The sequence below is a fragment of the Pseudomaricurvus alkylphenolicus genome (genome assembly GCF_011683955.1).
In the GTDB taxonomy this organism is placed as follows: Bacteria; Pseudomonadota; Gammaproteobacteria; order Pseudomonadales; family Cellvibrionaceae; genus Pseudomaricurvus; species Pseudomaricurvus alkylphenolicus.
In genome coordinates this window covers 19569-38142 of record NZ_JAAQPI010000026.1, presented here as the reverse complement: position 1 = coordinate 38142, position 18574 = coordinate 19569, and the positions used below count along the sequence as shown (strand labels likewise).

Sequence of the window (18574 nt, the reverse complement as noted above, 5' to 3'; positions counted from 1 at the left end):
GGTGCCAAGATGCTCAGCACGGATCCGTCAATTGTTCTGTCAATCATTCGTGATATGTCTCGACAAGGGTTTTCTTTAACCAGGTTGTTCGATAACACCAATCTGACCCTGGAGCAACTCAACACCAAGAAGTATGTTCCCTTTTCTGATTATGAAGTGGTGATAAAAAACGCAGCTAATATCATTGGTGATCCGGCATGGACTTTACTTTATACGCACCGGCTTACTGCGTGTCTTCCTGGGCTCCTGGGGGCGGCCGCTAATAGAGCACCTACGTTGCGTGCCGGTTTGCGGCTTCTGGAGTCCTATTCTCGGCTTCTTGTCAACAATGTAACCTTCTCTATGCGCTCCGGGTTGAATGGGTTAACGTTGAGTTCTCGCGTTGAACTGTCTGATGAGACTATGCTACCTCACTATATCGAAGGGCCGTTTATGGTATTTAAGAATTATATAGAACTCATCGATGGTCAGCCGCTTAAGGGCGCTGAATTTCGTTTCGCCTACCCCCCGCCCAGTTATGCAGATCGCTATCATGAGGCCTTTCAGAATACCGTGGTATTTAATGCCGCTCAGAATGAAGTGGTTCTTCGTGATTTGGATTTCGATGCTCCCAACCCATTTTATGTTGAAGAGCTCTGGGAAATGGCGCAGGTAAAACTGGCAAGTGCGTTGCAAGAGCTGCAACAGGAGAATAATGACACTTACACTCAGCATGTAGTGTCTTATTTGCGTTCAATTGAACCACCGTTTCCTGATATAAGCTGTGTTGCGGAACAAATGCATATATCCAAGCGCACGTTAAATCGACGTTTGAGTCTGGAAGGTACCAGCGTTAAAGAAATCAGGGCCAATGAATTACACAATTGGTCGCTGCGTTATCTTGAAAAGACAGATCTTGCCGTGGAGAAGATATCTGTCTTATTGGGTTATCAGGATGCTGCCAATTTTCGTCGCGCTTTCAAGAATAAAGAGGAGTGTACGCCGGCTGAGTACCGCCAGAGAATAAGAACGGCACAATAAAAAAGTAAAGAAAAATCACCAAGAAATAATACACAACACCATGAGGTAATCATCATGCAAACAATCGTTATGCGAGACAAACAACTGCATCTGGAGGAGGTCGCTGCTCCAGTACCCGGTCCGGGGCAGGTGCTGGTCAAGTCACTGGCTTGTGGCATCTGTGGCTCCGACATTCATATGCTAAAACACGCCGATGACTATGTCCCCCTTATGAAGCAAGAGGGGATGATGGACTCGGAAGCGTCTGTGTCTGATTTTGCGGTAAGTTTGGGCCATGAGTTCTGTGCAGAGGTGGTGGCCTATGGACCTGAAACCTCTCAGCAGTTGCCCGTAGGTACACGGGTGACGTCCATTCCCTTTATTCTCGACGGTGAGGAGCAGGTGGGCATTGGTGTAGGGCCTGGCCTTTATGGTGCCTACTCGGAATATTTTATTTTAACCGAGAGCCTGATGATACCTGTACCTGAGCAACTGCCCAGCGAGGCCGCCGCACTTACCGAGCCATTAGCGGTTGGCTTGCATTCGGTGAATGTAGCAGATCAGGATACTGACACGGTTGCACTGGTGGCAGGCTGTGGGCCGATTGGCCTGGCGTGTATCATTGCTTTACAGCAGCGAGGGGTAAAAACCATCATCGCCAGCGACCCGCAAGAGGATAAACGCCAACTGGCCGAAACATTTGGCGCGACACATACGGTTGACCCACAGTCGCAAGATGAGTTTGCGTTACTGGCTGAAATCGCCGGTGAATCAAAGACTGCGGTCTATGAGTGCGTGGGTATTCCCAAAATGATACCGGATTTGATTCGCCGTACACCGGCGGGATCAACGGTCGTCTTTACCGGCATCCATTCTTCGAGTGTTACTATCGAGCCTATGCATGCAACGATGAAAGAGCTGGTGCTGAAGTTTAGTTTTTATTACACGCCGGAAGACTTTGTTACATGCCTGGAGATGTTAAACAAGCAGGAAATCCCCTGGCAGAAGTTAATTACCGGTCGAGTGGGTATCGACAGCGTAGAAGGCGCATTTGATGCGTTGATGTCCGGAGGCGAACACACAAAAGTGATTATTGAACCTTGGCGCAAAGGTAGTTTACAGGCGTACATTTAATATTGATTGTAATTACTATACCAAACTGCCTGGGGCTCATAGGTGAGCCGTAAGGCGGTTCGCTGTTCAGGGGTGAAAACGGATCGCGGGTGATATTTCTTCGTGCTATTAGAGGCTCTGTGTTTATCCGTGCGTTTCTTATTCTGAGATAAGTTAATAAAGATGTTCAGGTTATTGTGCGGCAACAAGAAGTCATGGAGCGCTAATAGAAATATGCCGTTAGATGTCATTTGAAATGATTTATTAGTGAGTTATTTTGCGTCAACACGGTGTCATGTTACGCCAATGCTGCCCCATTGTATTGTGGCTGTACTTTTGGCCGTGATATTTTTTTAGAACATCAGATTTATAAGGCTATTGTGCCGGTGTGGACTATAACAATTGGTATTACTCGGAGAGCTCAATAATGAACAGAAGCTATAAAAAGAACTATAATTTGTCTTTGGCGATTGCGGCCATTACCTCCAGTGTCAGTTTTACGGCTGTGGCTGATGATTCGAACGATGATACGAACTTTGTACTCGAAGAGGTAATTATAACCGCGCAAAAGCGAGCGCAATCACTGCAGGATGTACCTATGTCCGTGTCGGCGGTAACCGGCGAAAAAATGACGGAGGCGGGTATTGCCGATCTTGGCGATCTGTCCGCCTATGTTCCCAACTTTCAGATGGCTGATGTTGGCTTCAGTCAACTCCTGGTCGTGCGCGGTATTGGCTCCGGTACGAACACCGGTTTTGAGCAGTCAGTGGTTCAGTATATGGACGACATTGCCCTGGGCCGTAGCGCCTTGTCGGTCATGCCGTTTATGGACCTGGAGCGGATTGAAGTGCTGCGCGGCCCCCAGAACGTGCTGTTTGGCAAGAACAGTATCGCCGGAGCCCTGTCTTCAACCACGGCTAAACCTACCGAAGAATTTGAAGCGAGCCTGGGTGTTGAATACCAACCAAAGGACAACGCCCAAACCCTGAATGCTATGGTTTCTGGCGCCCTGACCGATGGCCTTCGCGCGCGCCTGGTGGTGCGGGATAAGGAAAGTGACGGCTTCTACAAAAACAACCTGACCGGCCAAGACGACGGCGGTAGCGAGGAGCAGGCCATTCGTCTGACCCTGGGTTTCGATATCAATCGCAACATCGATGCCACCTTGAAGCTGGAAAACAGCACCGTAGACTTTTTTAACGGCATGGGTAATGAGGTGATCGCGGGTTATACCGGCCCGCTCGGCACCTACTCACAGACGATTGATACTCTGGCGGCGACCGGCGCTCTACTGGGCGCTGCAAAAGGGGCTGGTGCTATTAATGCGGTTAATTATCCTGTCACGAGTGATCTCTATCAGGCGTCTTGGGATGGCAGCCTGCCTTCCGGCGGCAGCGAAGACGGTACGGCTGACCGTCGTCGTAACACCAACCTCGAAGAGCACAACGAATACGACGTTGACAATGCTACCTTTACCCTAAACTGGGATCTGGGTGGTGTCACCATGACCTCGGTGACCGGCTATGCGGCCTATGATAAGTATGGTCTGTTCGACCCTGATACAAACGGTATTGATACGTATTCGAGCGCCAGGGGCCCAGAAGAGTACGACCAGTTCTCTCAGGAGATACGCTTTGTCTCTCCCGGCGGTGAAACCGTAGACTGGATTGCGGGAGTCTACTACCAGCAGTGGGATCTTGAATATAGTTTGAGCGCCGCTTGGGGGCTGGACACGGACATTGGCTTGCTGGGGGCCTCTCTGGACGCGCTTAGTTGTTTAACAGACCCCACCGATGCCGCCGGTTCGCTGGCCTCAATAGCCGCTGGTGCTCTCGGTTGTACCGGTGCGGCCTTGGGTGGGGCACCCTTTGGCTTTGAGGTTCTGGGAGCGCTAGCCGGCTATAGCGCAGAGCGTCGCTATAAAGGTGAAAGCGAAACCTATGCCATCTTTGCGCAGGCAACCTGGAATGTCAGCGAAGAACTGCGCGTGACTCTGGGTGGCCGCTACACCGAAGAAGAAAAAAGCGCTCAGAAAGTGCTGGATCTGATCAACAGCGCAACCGGCACCATTGACCCCACTGATGGCGATGACTTCCTGGCATTGACGGCGGCCCAAATCGCCCTGAATGGGGATTACAATAGCCTGACGGAACATGATTTGGACGAAACGCGTACCGAGCGTTCCTTTACGCCAACATTGATGGTGGAGTGGGATTACTCGGGCGATACCCTGTTCTATGCGACGCTCGGCCAAGGTTTTAAAGCCGGTGGTTTCGACGCTATGACCAGTAGCGGCTCTGTTGATATCTTCGAGTATGAAGACGAGACTGTTTTGAGTGGCGAGCTGGGTGCCAAGCTGTCTTTGGCCGGTGGCGCCGCTCACCTAAACCTGGCCCTGTTCTACAGCGAGTACGACGATATGCAAGTCAGTGTCTTCGACGGTGTTATAGGCTTTAATGTCGGCAACGCCGGTCAATCTGTGAGTCAGGGCGTTGAGCTGGATGGTCGCTGGCGCGTATCAGAAGGTCTGACCCTGTCGGGTTCAATGGCTTACCTGGATTTCGAGTTTAAACAATATGAAGGCGCTGCCTGTCCGGCCTCCAACCCCGCCCCTAGCTGTGATCTTAAAGGGGAAGAGAATATGTACACGCCTTCTCTGGTGGCCAGTTTCAGTGCTGATTATGTGATGCCTGTCGTTGACGGTATTGATCTGCGATCAACACTGGATCTCAATTACAGCGGTGAGCAGTTTGTCGAAGCGACCATGGACCCTATGGTGAAGCAGGGTGCGGCGACCAAGGTAAACCTGCGTATTGCACTGGAGGCCGAGCAGTGGACGCTTGCCCTGTTGGGTAAGAACCTCACCGATAAAGACACCTACAACTATATACTTGAGACCCCGCTGACTGGACTGCTGGGGGCTGGCGCTACAACTTACACCGGTTCTCAGGACGCCCCGCGCACGCTTGCGCTACAGGCTAATTATCGGTTCTAAATATGGCTAAGTTTATCTAAGAAAAATTATTAACCTACAGAAAATCTGTTCGATTCATCTGGAGCAGGTTTTTTGTTTTTTTGTTTACCAGCGTTCTTAAAACCACAAGCAGCCTGATGTTTCATGCCACCACGGCCTACGACGTGTTGCGACTGCACGGCGTTGAGCTGGGTAAAATGGATTTTCTCGGGAAAATGCGAGTGGGGCACTGAATGATCCAGGTAGCTGCGTTCAAAGCGAGGTTGTCCTTGTCGAGTGTTGCCGTGTAAATCGCAATGATTTGATCCGCCGTTATTCCCTGTTGAGCTCGGTAGGTCGAGCTCAACAGGGTTCGTAACTTTTTAAACAGAGATGATAGAGACCAGGTAATTATGACTAATCACGCTTATATCTACGATGCTGTCCGAACTCCCCGGAGTAAGGGCAAAAAAGACGGCGCCTTACATGAAGTCAAGCCCGTTGATTTGGGGGCTGGCCTGTTGAAAGGCTTGCAGGCACGCCATGACCTGGACACCTCCTACGTAGATGATGTGGTAATGGGCTGTTGTTCGCCCGTTGGTGATCAGGGTGGTGATATCACCAAAATGATTGTGCAGAATGCTGACTGGGATGAATCAGTCGCCGGTGTTCAGTTGGATCGTTTCTGCGCCTCCGGTCTGGAAGCCGTTAACATGGCTGCGCAAAAAATTGCCTCTGGCTGGGAAGAGTTGGTCGTTGCCGGTGGTGTTGAGTCTATGTCCCGTGTCCCTATGGGGTCCGCAGGTGGCGTTATGAGTGGCGATGCGGCTTTTCAATTGAAAACCGGTTTTGTACCCCAGGGCATTGGCGCCGATGTCATTGCCAATCTGGATGGCTACAGCCGTGAGGATGTGGATGCCTATGCGCTGGAATCCCAAAAGCGTGCTGCGCATGCCCGCGATAACGGTTACTTCGATCAGTCGGTCTTGCCTGTTAAAGACTTAAACGGTCTGACGATTCTGGAAAAAGACGATTTCATTAAACCCCATACCACCATGGAAGGCCTGGGCAATCTGAAAGCCTCTTTCGAAATGATGGGCAGCATGGGTTTTGATGACGTTATTTTGCGTAAGTACAACGCGCTGGAAAAAGTCACTCACGTGCATACCCCCGGTAATTCCTCGGGCATTGTCGATGGTGCCTCGGCGGTACTGATCGGCAGCGAAAAAGCCGGTAAAGATCTTGGCCTGACCCCACGCGGTCGTATCGTCTCCACGGCGGTTCTGTCGACCTGCCCAACCTTGATGTTGGCGGGCCCGGGGCCGGCTGCCAAAAAAGCCTTGGCAAAAGCCGGCCTGAAAGCATCCGATATTGACCTGTGGGAAATCAACGAAGCCTTCGCTTCTGTTGCCATGCGTTACATGAAAGACCTGGATATCAGCCACGAAGTCACCAACGTTAATGGCGGTGCTATTGCGTTGGGTCACCCGCTGGGCGCCACCGGTGCTATGTTGGTCAGCACCATGCTGGACGAGCTGGAGCGCCGTGGCTTGAAGCGCGCCATGTTGTCACTGTGTGTGGGCGGTGGCATGGGTATCTCCACCATTATTGAGCGCGTGTAAGGCTTGCATTAAGCCTTTACCAAACTGCAAACAGAATTCAGGACAAGAACATGAGTGCATTTAAGTACGACAAAGACAGCGACGGCATAGTAACCGTCACCATGGACATGGCGGGCTCAGCCAATGTCATGAACGCCGAATACGGCGAAGCCATGCGTTCTACCCTAGAGCGTCTGGAAGCCGAAGAGGGGCTGACCGGTGTGGTTTTCGCCTCCGCCAAGAAAACCTTTGTTGCCGGTGGTGACCTCAACGGCCTGGTGAAAACGGGTGCGGACGAGATTGAAGCGTTTTACAACTTTCTGGAAACGTCTAAAAAAGACATGCGCCGTCTGGAAAAATTGCCGGTGCCGGTCGTGGCGGCCATTAATGGAGCTGCGTTGGGTGGTGGTTATGAACTCTGCCTCAGCTGTAACTACTGTGTTGCTTTGGACAGTAAAGCCGTCATTATTGGTTTGCCGGAAGTGGGCCTGGGGCTGTTGCCTGGCGGCGGCGGTGTGGTGCGCCTCACCAATTTACTGGGCCTGCAAAAAGCCCTGCCTTATCTGCTGGAAGGTAAAAAGATCAAGGCGGCCAAGGCCTTGAGCGAAGGCATGGTGGACGCAACCGTGAACAGCATCGAAGAGCTGGTGCCCCGTGCCAAAGCCTTGATTCTGGAAAACAAAGGTAACGCCAACGCCGCTGTGCAGCCGTGGGATCAAAAAGGTTTTAAGATTCCCGGCGGCAATGCTAACTCACCTAAAGTCGCGCAGGTGATCAGCGGTGCAGCAGCCATGCTGACAAAAAATACGCGCGGACTCTTGCCGGCACCCGAGGCCATTCTCGATTGTGCCATTGAAACGCTGCGTGTTGATTTTGACACCGCCCTGCGTATTGAGTCGCGCAAGCTTGCCAGCCTGGTACCGACTGCGGTTGCCAAGAATATGATCACCGCCTTCTTCTTCCAGATGAGCCAGGTGAACGGCGGTGCCAGTCGTCCGCACGGCGTCGAGCGCAGCAAGACCACCAAGGTGGGTGTGATTGGTGCGGGTATGATGGGGCAGGGTATTGCCAATGTTTCTGCCATGGCGGGCATTGAAGTGGTGCTGAAAGATGTCTCTCTGGAAGCCGCCGAGAAGGGCAAAGCCTACACCGCCGGCCTGATGGATAAAGCCATTAAGCGCGGCCGCGCCGATGAGGCAAAGAAAGAAGCTGTGCTGGGTTTAATTAAAGCCACGGATAAGGATGCTGATCTGGCCGGTTGCGACCTGATCATCGAAGCCGTGTTTGAAAACATGGCACTGAAAAACAAGATCACCAGCAGCACTGAGGGTCAGTTGGCCGAAGGTGGTGTGTGGGGTTCCAACACCTCTACCTTGCCAATTTCACAGCTGGCCGAAGCCAGTGCCAACCCAGAGAAGTTTATCGGTATTCACTTCTTCTCGCCGGTGGACAAAATGCCATTGGTAGAGATTATCTGCGGCGACAAGACCAGCGATGAAACCCTGGCCAAAGCCTTTGACTATGTACAGCAGATTCGCAAAGTGCCGATTGTGGTCAACGACAGCCTCGGCTTCTTTACCTCTCGCACCTTTGGCCAGCAGTTGATGGAAGCGGCACAGATGGTGGCGGAAGGCCTGCACCCGGTACGTGTTGATAACCTGGGTAAAGCCATCGGCATGCCGGTTGGGCCTATCACGGTGAATGACGAAGTGAGTCTGCGCCTGAGCGTAGAGGCGGGAGAAACACAGCTGGCAGAAGGACTTATCTCTGCGGACGACGATCCCCGTCCAGGAGCTAGCGCCTTGCTGACAACACTGGTGAAAGAGTACAACCGCGGCGGGCGTCACCACGGCGACGGTGGTTACTACGACTACAGCGATGGCGGCAAAACCATCTGGCCAAAACTGCTGGAGCTTTACTACAAACCTGAGCTTGAGGTCAGCGATGAAGACATCAAAGACCGCCTGTTGTTTAGCTCGGTGATCGAAAGTCTCAAGTGTCTGCAGGAAGGTGTGTTGCGCACCGTAGCCGACGGCAACATAGGCTCCATTATGGGTATCGGTGCACCGGCCTGGACGGGCGGCTATATCCAGTTTGTAAACACCTACGGTCTGCAGAACTTTATCGACCGTTGTGATGAACTGGCAGCTAAGTATGGTGAGCGTTATAAGGCGCCGGCGATTGTGGCTGAGAAACTGGCGGCGGGTGAGACGTTTCAGTAATTCCCTATTAAACCCACTAGAGCTTTGTAGGGTGGATTAACGAAGTGTAATCCACCAATCAGCTCAGAGGCGCCAAGAAACCGGTGGATTACGCGGATGCTAATCCACCCTAAAAAGAGACAACATTATGATCCCAAGAACCATTTTTGAACCGGAACACGAACAGTTCCGCGAGAGTGTGCGCAAGTTTCTTGAAACCCACGTTGTTCCTTACCATGACCAGTGGGAAAAGGATGGTCAGGTTGATCGTAACCTTTGGTACAAAGCCGGCGAGATGGGTTTTCTGGCCCCTTCGGTACCTGAAGAATACGGTGGTATGGGGCTGAATTTTCTCTATAACACCGTTATGGATGAAGAGATGGCAAAGCTGGGGCTTGGCGGGCCAGGGTTCGCTTTGCACAACAATATTACCGTGCCTTACCTGGTTAGAAATGCCAGCGAAGCGCAAAAGCAGAAGTACCTGCCCAAGTGTCTGAGCGGTGAAATGCTCGTCGCCATTGCGATGAGCGAACCCGGTACCGGCTCTGACCTGCAAGGGATAAAAACCACGGCGATTGCCGACGGTGATGAGTACGTCATCAATGGTTCGAAAACCTTTATCTCCAATGGGCAGCAGGCCGATTTGGTGATTGTGGTGTGTAAAACCGACCCCAATGCCGGTGCCAAAGGCATCAGCCTGCTGTTGGTAGAAGCCGGCACCCCGGGTTTTGAGAAGGGCTCTAACCTTGAAAAAATAGGCCTCAAAGCCCAGGACACCTCTGAGCTGTTCTTCCAGGATGTGCGTGTACCCAAAGAGAATCTGTTGGGTGAAGAAGGCATGGGTTTTGTCTACCTGATGCAGGAACTGCCCCAGGAGCGCTTTATGGTTGCCACTATGGGGACAGCCGCTATGGAGTCGATTCTGCAACAGACGGTTGACTATGTGAAAGAGCGCAAGGCCTTTGGTCAGCCTATTGCCAATTTCCAGAATACCCAGTTCAAGCTGGCGCAAATGGATGCAGAAATTACCGCCATGCGCGTATTTGTCGACCGCTGCCTGGAGTTACATGTGCAGGGCAAGTTGGATGCCGTTACCGCCTCCAAAGCCAAGATGCTGGCTTCCGATTTGCAGTGCAAAGTGATCGATGAGTGCCTGCAGTTACACGGTGGTTACGGTTATATGTGGGAGTATCCGGTAGCCCGTGCCTACGCTGATGCCCGTGTACAGCGCATCTATGGCGGCACCAATGAAGTCATGAAAATAATTATCAGTCGTGAATTGTTGGCTGATTGATGAATCATGTAGGAGCGGGCTCCTACACAGAGATGTTTACACATTAAATTGAGGTAGGTAAAAACATGGATATTTCAGGAAAGGTTGCGATTGTTACCGGCGGTGCTTCCGGTCTGGGTGAAGCAACTGTAAAAGCGTATGTTGAAAAAGGTGCTCAAGTAGCCATCTTTGATATGAACGCCGAACGTGGCGATGCGCTGGTGAATGAACTGGGTGCCGACAAGGTAGCCTTCTTTAACGTCAATGTGGCCGACGAAAGTTCTGTCACAGCGGCCATTGCCGGTGTTGTGGAAAAATTCGGTGCCATCCATATTTGCAATAACTATGCAGGTATTGGCAACGCGCACAAAACCTATGGCAAAGATGGTGTATTCCCTCTGGATGCTTACAAGAAAGTACTGGACGTTAACCTGATCGGTACTTTTAATGTGGCCCGTTATGCCGCTGAGCAGATGGCAAAGAACGAGCCCTTTAACGAGCACGGCGGTCGTGGTGTGATCATCAATACCGCGTCTGTTGCAGCCTACGAAGGTCAAATCGGCCAGGTAGCCTACAGTGCATCGAAAGGCGGTATTGTTGGTATGACCCTGCCTATGGCTCGCGATCTGGGACCACTGGGTATTCGCGTGAACACCATCGTTCCCGGTCTGATTCACACGCCACTGTTTGATTCCGCGCCTGACAATGTGGTTAAAGCCCTGGGTCAAATGGTGGTTAATCCCCAGCGTCTGGGCCGCCCGGAAGAAATTGCGCACCTGTCGGTAATGATGGCGGAGAACGAATACCTCAATGGCGAGTGTGTTCGCCTGGATGGTGGTATTCGTATGCAGCCCCGCTAAGCGTTTTGACATTAAGCCGAGCCCAGGTGTGTGGCTCGGCTGCGAATACTGGTACACTGAGTCCCAAGAATTTGAATTCAATTGTCCCGGAAGACCGCTGTGATTATTCAACACGCCGAGAAAATTGCCTCACCCGAGACAGTACAACAGGGCTTTGAAACCCTGAATTATATTTGTAGTGATGCCATCGCTACCGCCGTCTACCTTGCCTGCCAGCTGCAAAAACCGATACTGGTGGAGGGCCCTCCCGGTGTGGGCAAAACCGAGCTGGCCAAAAAAACTGCGGAATACCTGAGTGCGCCGCTGATTCGTATGCAGTGCTACGAGGGGCTGGACGAAGCCAAAGCCCTGTATGAGTGGAAATATGGCAAGCAGCTGCTTTACACCCAGGTATTAAAAGACCAGTTGGGTGATGTGCTGCGGGGCGCCAAGGGCCTGGACGAATCTGTGGCTCGTCTGCACCAGTTTGGCGATATTTTTTACTCCCATGAGTTTCTGGAATCCCGGCCGCTGCTGGAAGCGCTGCAGGCGGAGCAGGGCGCAATCCTGTTGGTGGATGAAATCGATAAAGCCGATCAGGAGTTCGAGGCCTTTTTGCTCGAGTTGCTGTCTGACTACCAGGTGTCTATTCCGGAAATCGGAACCGTCAAGGCGGTATCCAAGCCCATAGTCTTCCTTACCAGTAATAATACCCGCGAGTTGGGCGACGCCCTCAAGCGCCGCTGTTTACACCTGTATATTCCATTTCCAGAGCCTGCCTTGGAACGACGTATTATCAGCAGCCAGGTGCCCGATATCGAGAGCGACTTGCGCAATCAATTGGTGGCCTTTGTGGAGCAGTTGCGGGAAATGGCACTGAAAAAGGTTCCGGCGGTCAGTGAAACCATTGACTGGGCGCGGGCACTACTGTTGTTGAATATCGAGCATTTGGATAAAGGTTGGGTGGAGAAAACCCTGAACTTGTTGCTGAAGTTCCAGGAAGATATCGAACTGGTGACTCCAGAGCTTGGCAAGTTGCTTAACGCCGCCCATAAAGCCGCTTCACGCCCCTAGGAGCAGAGCTGATGCACCAGTTGCTGGGGGACTTTATTCACGCGCTGCGTCAGGCGGATATTCCCATATCCACCGCGGAAACCCTGGACGCAATCCGTACGGCGCAGCTTTTGGGGCTTGAACAACGCCCGCAGTTAAAACTTGCTCTGGGGCTTGTGTTGGCCAAAAGCGAAGCCCATAAGCACAGCTACGATATTGTCTTTGAGCATTTTTTTAGCGCCCAGACAGCTATGAGTCACGACACTGCTGTGGAGGCTGATAATAGCGATAGCACCGTTTCAGTTGTCGAGGCGGGGGAAGCTGAAACGGTGGACGAAAGCAGTGTGGAGGCCCAGGCCCTGGCCGAGCAGCTGCAATCGCCACTGGCCCTGCAGTTGATGGCAGGTGAAGGCAGTCAAATGGCCAGCGCTATTGCTGAAGCCGGGCAGTCCGAGAATGTTAACCAAATCCAGTTCTTTACCCAGAAAGGGCGCTACCGTTATCGCATAATGCAACAACTGGGCGTCGAGGCACTCAATCAGGAGTTGCTGCAGTTGGAAACGCAACAGAGCCTGCCTGCCAGGCAAGTGCTACAGCAGCTGGAGCAGCGGAAGCTGCGCTTGAGCGAGCAGGTGGGCGACTATGTGGAGCAGCAATATCTGCTTTACGCGGAGCAGAAAAACCAGCGTCAGTTCGACCAGAACCTGTCGCAAATCAAGCTCAGCCATATCGATACCCATCATTACCAGCGCATGAGTCGCCTGGTACGCAAGGCGGCCAAGCAACTCGCCAGCCAACATGGCCGCCGTCGCAAGCAAAGTAAGCGCGGCATGCTGGACGTTCGTAAAACGATAGCAGCCAACGCTGCGTTTGATGGCATCCAGTTTCGTACCCGTTGGCGGGCAACACGGATAGAGCGGCCGAAAGTAATGGCGATCTGTGATGTCAGTGGCTCTGTCAGTCGTATGGCTCGCTTTCTGCTGTTGTTTCTTTATTGTTTACAGGATGTTTTGCCGAAGGTTCGCTCCTTTGTATTTGCCAGCAACATGGGGGAGGTTACCCAGAGCTTCGCCAAGCAGGATCTGGAGGATGCCTTGGCGGAGATAATGAATGAGTGGGCCAATCAGCCCACGGATTATGGTCGCGCGCTAGTGGATTTTTCGGGCTTGGCGCTTGATCAAATTGATCGCCACACAACGGTGATCATGCTGGGCGATGCCCGCAACAACAATGCCCCCGCAGAAGCACAGGTTTGGGAACAGGTTTATCGGCGCAGTAAGCGTGTGCTGTGGTTAAACCCGGAAAGCCGGAATAGCTGGAATACCGGTGATTCGGTGATGGCCAGCTACGCACCCTATTGTTCGCAGGTGGAGGTGTGCCAGTCATTGCGGGATTTACAGCGTATTCTCGGTGGGTTGTTGAAGTTGAATTAGAGCCCGTCTATAAATGCGGGTTTGTGCCTTTCTCGCCATTCTCTGGGCGTTAACTGATGTTTGCTTTTAAAGGCGCGAGATAAGGCGCTAAGCTCACTAAAATCAAGCATTTCTGAGATGACCGTTAACGGAATATCGGAATCCTTTAAAAAATGCTCAGCCAGTGCAAGGCGCGAGTCGGCGCGAATTTCCCGGAACGTAGTGCCTGAATCCTTCAGGGCACGTTGCAATTTTTTTGGATGAATCTGCAACAGTTGCGCAATATACTCCTGGGAGCAATTGTCGCTATGCAATAGGTGTCGGGTCAGGAGTTTTACATTTTGCACGACAGTTAATTCAGTGGACTTCGCCAATCGGTGGACCAAATCGTGCAAATACTTTTTTTCCTGGGTAGAGGCTCTGGTTAATTTGATATCCAGCGTGTAACTGTGAAAGCCAAAGGCGTTAATAGGCTGTTCGAACTCTACCGGGCATTGAAAATAGTCTTCGTAGTCGCCGCGATTGACCGGGGCTGAATAGGTAAAGGTCACAAACGCTGGTTTATAGTCTTCACCTAGCGCATAGCGCATATTAAGGTAGTAGTGGGCAAAGGTCAGCGTGCAGTATTGAAAGGTGGGTAATTTCTCGAGCCACAAGTCTTCTCGAATAAGCTGGGAATAGGTTTCCCCTCGCTGCAGTAGAAGTTTTACCGACTGATTGTGTAAGTGATAATAGCGGGTCAGATAATCCAGGGTTTCATTGAGGTTTTCCCCACTATTTGCCAATAGGCCCAGTGGACCCATATTGTATGGATGCTGCATGTTCGCCAGTAGCAAGCTGAAGTCGGGACGCTGGCATTGTTGGGCGGCAGCTTCCATTAATTTAACCAGGGCGGGATAGGGTATCCGGACCTGCATATCCTCAATGACATTGCGCTCGAGCCCGACCAGTTGGCACAGCGGGTCAATATCCCCGCCTAGTTGCTCAACAAGACGGGCGATATGTCGGATGGGGGCAGTGCTAACGAGATGTGAATCCGGCATAGTGGCGGCCTTTGAAAGGGACACGAATATCATGTCCCTATTGTCCAGTCATGTCAAACTCATATTGTGTAACCTATTTAGACTTATATTGAACTACCAGCAGTGTAGAGATCGCTATTGATGAAAAATATGGAGAGAGACATGACCGAGCAGCCTTTTTTGCCACCCTTGGAACGTTTTTATCAGTGGGAGAAGCAACGCCCCGATGCGGTTTGGCTCAGCCAGCCTGAAGGGAATGATCAGTGGAGGGATTACACCTGGGCTCAGGTTGGCGACCAGGCCCGCCGCATGGCCGCAGCATTACAGGAACTGGGCCTTAAACACGGCGATAAAGTGGGGCTCTATGGCGCCAACACCGCACGCTGGGTCATGACCGATATCGCGATTATGATGGCAGGTGGTGTCAGTGTCCCCATCTATGCCTCCATGCCGGAGGACAAGCTGCTCTACATCATGGAGCACAGCGATATGACGGTGCTGTTTGCCGATGACAGTTGTGCCATGAACCTGGATACGCTGATGCAAACCGTGGGCAACAGCGTGCAGCTGATTTCCCTGACGGATAGCGGCGGTCATAAGAATTGGACTGAGCTGATAAACACCTATTCGCCTGTTGCCGGCTCTCCGGTTCGCGCAGCGGATGATCTCTGGTCCATTTCCTATACCTCCGGCACCACAGGAAAACCCAAGGGGGTCATGCATTCATTCGAAACCTTGCCCTATTCCGTCGCGCACATGCCAGAGATGACGAAGACTAATGAGCAGTCGGTGTTCTTTTCCTATTTGCCCCTGGCGCATATCGCCGAGCGCGGGGTGGTTGAGTTGCATTCACTCTACTGCGGTGGTCATGTTTACTTTAATGAGTCGCGCGAAACCTTTGTTCGCGATCTGTTGCGAGCAAGGCCGACCTTTTTCTTAGCCGTGCCGCGTATTTGGCATAACCTGAAGGCGGGTATTGTGAATCAAATGGGAGAAGAAGCCTGGAAACAGTTGCTGAAAAACCCGGAAGCGGCACGGGAAGCGGGCAAGAAAATTCTGGCTTCCATGGGGCTTGAGCGCGTGACTTATGCATTCTCCGGTTCTGCTCCCATCCCGGCGACAGATATTGAAGCCTGGATGACACTGGGCATGCCGCTGTATGAAGGTTTTGGCCAGAGCGAAACCCTGGCGGGAACGGCTAACACCCCCGATGCTTACCGGTTCGGTAGTATCGGTAAGATGATTAGTGATGAAGCGGAAATGAAAATTACCGAGGAAGGTGAGCTGTGTTTGCGTTCACAGGGTAATATGCTGGGTTATTATAAAGACCCGGAAAAAACCGCTGAGACTATTATCGATGGCTGGATACACACCGGCGATAAGGTGCGTGTGGATGAAGACGGTTTTGTCTTTATTACCGGTCGCGTCAAGGATATCTTTAAAACCGCGAAAGGCAAGTATGTTGCCCCAGCCCCCATTGAGCAGCGATTTGGCACTCTTAACTGCCTGGAGCAGCTGTGCCTGGTGGGTCGCGGATTACCGCAAACCATTCTACTGGTTGTCCTCAATGAGCCGGCGATAGCGCGGGACAAGGCCGAGTTGGCCGAGGAGCTGCAAGCCACGCTTAATAACGTCAATGCTGAACTGGAAGTTCACGAACGTATCAGTCACATCGTTATTTGTCAGGAAGACTGGAGTATTGAGAATGAGATGTTGACGCATACACTCAAGATCAAGCGCGATGAGGTTGAAGAAAAATTGCGCTCCACCCTTGAGTTGTGTGTGGCAGGCACTGATAGCCCGATAGTCTGGGAATAAGGCAGGCGGCCTGCTTTTATTTTCCAATGATTAAATATCGATCTGCCGCCAGCTTTAGAGGGTTTTTTGACAGTTATTGTTTATTTTTGCTGTAATAAACTGTCATTGCCCCTGGCGTGGTTGTGGTGCAAGCTGGCTTTCCGCTGTAATCGAGAAGTATTATGAAGCAAAACTATATGTTTGACCTGGATGAACTGATGGCCAGTTTACGGGTTGAACAACTGGATGACTTGCTTTTTCGAGGTAATTCTCTGCCATTGAAGTTGCCGCAAGTGTACGGCGGGCAGGTCATGGCACAATCCCTCTATGCCGCGGCCTGTACGGTGGAAGCGGATCGCCTGCCTCACTCGCTCCACGGCTTTTTTCTGCGCAGGGGCGACGTAACCCGGCCCATTATTTTTGACGTAGACCCTATCCGCGACGGCGGTAGTTTTACAACCCGCCGGGTAGTGGCCAAACAGAATGGCAAAGCCATTTTTAACTGTGCCGTTTCTTTTCAGAAGCTTGAAGAGGGGCTAGAACACCAGTTCGATATGCCAGAGGGTATTCCCCTGCCGGAGGAGCTCGAACGGGATGTGGACCGTTTTGAGCGCTATCTGAATGAACACCCTGAGCGGCCAATTCCGTTTCAAATTCCAGTCGATGTGATAGACATTCGAGCAGTGAATCCACGTAATCCCCATGATCCCCAGGCCGGGGAAATGGAACAGGGTTTCTGGTTCAAAATGGTGCCGCGACTGGATGATCAGTTGATAGACCACCTGACACTGTTGACCTATATCTCTGACCTGGGGTTTATGGGAACCGCATTGCGGGCCCACCCGGTTAATTTTATGGTCAAAGGGTTTCAGGGGGCGAGCCTGGATCACGCCATGTGGTTCCACACCCAATGTCGAGTGGATGAGTGGCTTTACTACCATATGGATAGCCCCAGGTCTGCCCACGCTCGAGGTTTCAATCGGGGCAGTATTTACAGTCGGGATGGGGTGTTGGTTGCGTCCACGGCCCAGGAAGGCTTGATGCGGCTTCGGAAATAGCGTCACCCTAAGGGCCGCTGAATTAGCGTTTGTTTCTTTACGATTTTTGAAGAGTTACGGCAGCACTTTCGGGTGAAAAACGGGAGTCGATCAGAGCGACGCAGGATCAATCCGCTCAAATTTCGAGAGTATCAGAAATTATGGCGTTATTCATTATAGCAAGGCGCTGTAGACCGGATCTCGCATAGAAAGTGACTGAGTTTTGACAGAGCCAAGTGACCTCTAATTATCTGTTACGGTACTCCCGGGGCGAACAGCCGTGCCAGGATTTAAACGCCGCTGAAAAAGACGTGGGATCACCATAACCCAGTAATAACGCGATATTGATAATGCTGAAGTTCTTGTCCTGCAGGTATCTGACCGCCAGTGTAGACCTAACCTGTTGTACAAAATAGCGGAATTGCGTATCGCGCTCCTTTAAGCGCAACTGCAGGGTGCGGCTCGACATATTCAACGCTGCGGCCACACTTTTAACCGTACACTTACCCGTGGGCAGTTGGCGGCGAATTATGGTGTACAAGTTAGTCGTAAAAGAATCTCCGGCCCAGGATGTAAAGCTTAAGAACTCTTCCAACTCTTCTTTTACATTGTCATAAACTGAAGTGGATACATGCAACTGTGGTAGGTCCAAAACACTTTTGTGGTAATGCACCCCGCTGGTCGGCTGATCAAAATGCAGAGGTGCCCGGAAAGCTTCTTGCAGCGCTGTGGTGTCGCTGGGCTGGGCGTAGGTGAAATCCACCCGTACCGGCCTGACCGGCAATACGCAAAACCCGTCCATCACCATCATTGAGGATGCCAAGAAACTATCAGTGATCAAACAACGCTTCGAGTTGGATAGCCCTTCAAATCGCATTTCTAAAATAAAGTAATCGCCCTTGCGCCTGATTGAGGTTTTCATGAGATCACCCCAGGCGGGTGACATGCCTGGTATCAGATTAATCCAGTCCCGAAAGGTGTTGCTGGCAGAAGCCAGCGACATATAGATATGGAAGCTTTCCAGATAGCTGACCCGGCCTATCAACAGGCCCATTTCGGCATTGCCCGTTTGCTGTAAAATTTCTTCATGCAGGCGAATGTACTTTTCGGCTGGGAGGGTTGCATCGGGGGTATTGAGCAGCCCGATATCAATGCCCACCTTATGGGCCAGTGCTTCAAATGGCACCCCTAATGCATCGGATACTTTGGCCAATGGCTCTAATGAGCTTGCGTAGACAACACTCATAATTTTTTCATTTTAGCCTTTTTTGTTG

At 51.7% G+C, this 18574-nt stretch carries 14 protein-coding genes; 12 read left to right on the top strand and 2 right to left on the bottom strand.

Going from position 1 to position 18574, the window contains the following annotated elements; all coding sequences use genetic code 11:
• The first annotated feature begins 9 nt into the window (after positions 1 to 9).
• The 10 genes from HBA55_RS34130 (at position 10) to HBA55_RS34085 (ending at position 13465) form a co-directional block, all read left to right on the top strand.
• Positions 10 to 1020 (top strand): AraC family transcriptional regulator, encoded by a 1011-nt coding sequence (locus tag HBA55_RS34130; protein ID WP_167000223.1) that lies wholly within the window; start codon positions 10 to 12, stop codon positions 1018 to 1020.
• Positions 1021 to 1074: 54 nt separating this feature from the next.
• Positions 1075 to 2133 carry a zinc-binding dehydrogenase gene (locus tag HBA55_RS34125; RefSeq protein WP_167000222.1) on the top strand — a complete coding sequence of 353 codons (1059 nt, stop codon included), beginning with the start codon at positions 1075 to 1077 and terminating at the stop codon, positions 2131 to 2133.
• 406 nt (positions 2134 to 2539) lie between these two features.
• Positions 2540 to 5107, top strand: coding sequence for a TonB-dependent receptor (locus HBA55_RS34120; protein ID WP_167000221.1), 2568 nt, complete (start codon positions 2540 to 2542; stop codon positions 5105 to 5107).
• An 80-nt stretch (positions 5108 to 5187) separates the two neighbouring features.
• Entirely contained in the window at positions 5188 to 5319 is a 132-nt protein-coding gene (locus tag HBA55_RS34115) for a DUF1993 family protein (protein WP_240946441.1), read from the top strand.
• 159 nt (positions 5320 to 5478) lie between these two features.
• Entirely contained in the window at positions 5479 to 6687 is a 1209-nt protein-coding gene (locus HBA55_RS34110; RefSeq protein ID WP_167000220.1) for an acetyl-CoA C-acetyltransferase, read from the top strand.
• A 50-nt stretch (positions 6688 to 6737) separates the two neighbouring features.
• On the top strand, positions 6738 to 8888 hold the full coding sequence (locus HBA55_RS34105; RefSeq protein ID WP_167000219.1) for a 3-hydroxyacyl-CoA dehydrogenase NAD-binding domain-containing protein: 2151 nt from the start codon (positions 6738 to 6740) through the stop codon (positions 8886 to 8888).
• 127 nt (positions 8889 to 9015) lie between these two features.
• The gene (locus HBA55_RS34100; protein WP_167000218.1) at positions 9016 to 10161 is read left to right on the top strand and encodes an acyl-CoA dehydrogenase family protein; all 1146 of its coding nucleotides are present in this window, start codon (positions 9016 to 9018) and stop codon (positions 10159 to 10161) included.
• 65 nt (positions 10162 to 10226) lie between these two features.
• Complete coding sequence (locus tag HBA55_RS34095; protein WP_167000217.1) at positions 10227 to 11000, top strand: SDR family NAD(P)-dependent oxidoreductase; 774 nt, start codon at positions 10227 to 10229, stop codon at positions 10998 to 11000.
• Positions 11001 to 11099: 99 nt separating this feature from the next.
• Entirely contained in the window at positions 11100 to 12053 is a 954-nt protein-coding gene (locus HBA55_RS34090) for an AAA family ATPase (RefSeq protein ID WP_167000216.1), read from the top strand.
• A gap of 11 nt (positions 12054 to 12064) precedes the next feature.
• A complete protein-coding gene (locus HBA55_RS34085) occupies positions 12065 to 13465 on the top strand; it encodes a VWA domain-containing protein (protein ID WP_167000215.1) in 1401 nt (466 codons plus the stop codon).
• Here HBA55_RS34085 and HBA55_RS34080 read toward each other — a convergent pair.
• Positions 13462 to 14511, bottom strand: a complete 1050-nt coding sequence (locus tag HBA55_RS34080; RefSeq protein ID WP_167000214.1) for an AraC family transcriptional regulator ligand-binding domain-containing protein — start codon at positions 14509 to 14511, stop codon at positions 13462 to 13464. The two genes, HBA55_RS34085 and HBA55_RS34080, sit on opposite strands and share 4 nt — an antisense overlap.
• A gap of 117 nt (positions 14512 to 14628) precedes the next feature.
• Between HBA55_RS34080 and HBA55_RS34075 the strand changes: the two genes are divergently transcribed.
• Together HBA55_RS34075 and HBA55_RS34070 are read left to right on the top strand one after the other, a co-directional pair.
• A complete protein-coding gene (locus tag HBA55_RS34075) occupies positions 14629 to 16284 on the top strand; it encodes an AMP-binding protein (protein ID WP_167000213.1) in 1656 nt (551 codons plus the stop codon).
• Between the two features lie 161 nt (positions 16285 to 16445).
• Positions 16446 to 17321 (top strand): acyl-CoA thioesterase, encoded by an 876-nt coding sequence (locus HBA55_RS34070; RefSeq protein WP_240946440.1) that lies wholly within the window; start codon positions 16446 to 16448, stop codon positions 17319 to 17321.
• Between the two features lie 226 nt (positions 17322 to 17547).
• On the opposite strand, the gene HBA55_RS34065 is transcribed toward HBA55_RS34070, so the two are convergent.
• Complete coding sequence (locus HBA55_RS34065) at positions 17548 to 18546, bottom strand: AraC family transcriptional regulator (RefSeq protein WP_167000212.1); 999 nt, start codon at positions 18544 to 18546, stop codon at positions 17548 to 17550.
• Positions 18547 to 18574: the final 28 nt, after the last annotated feature.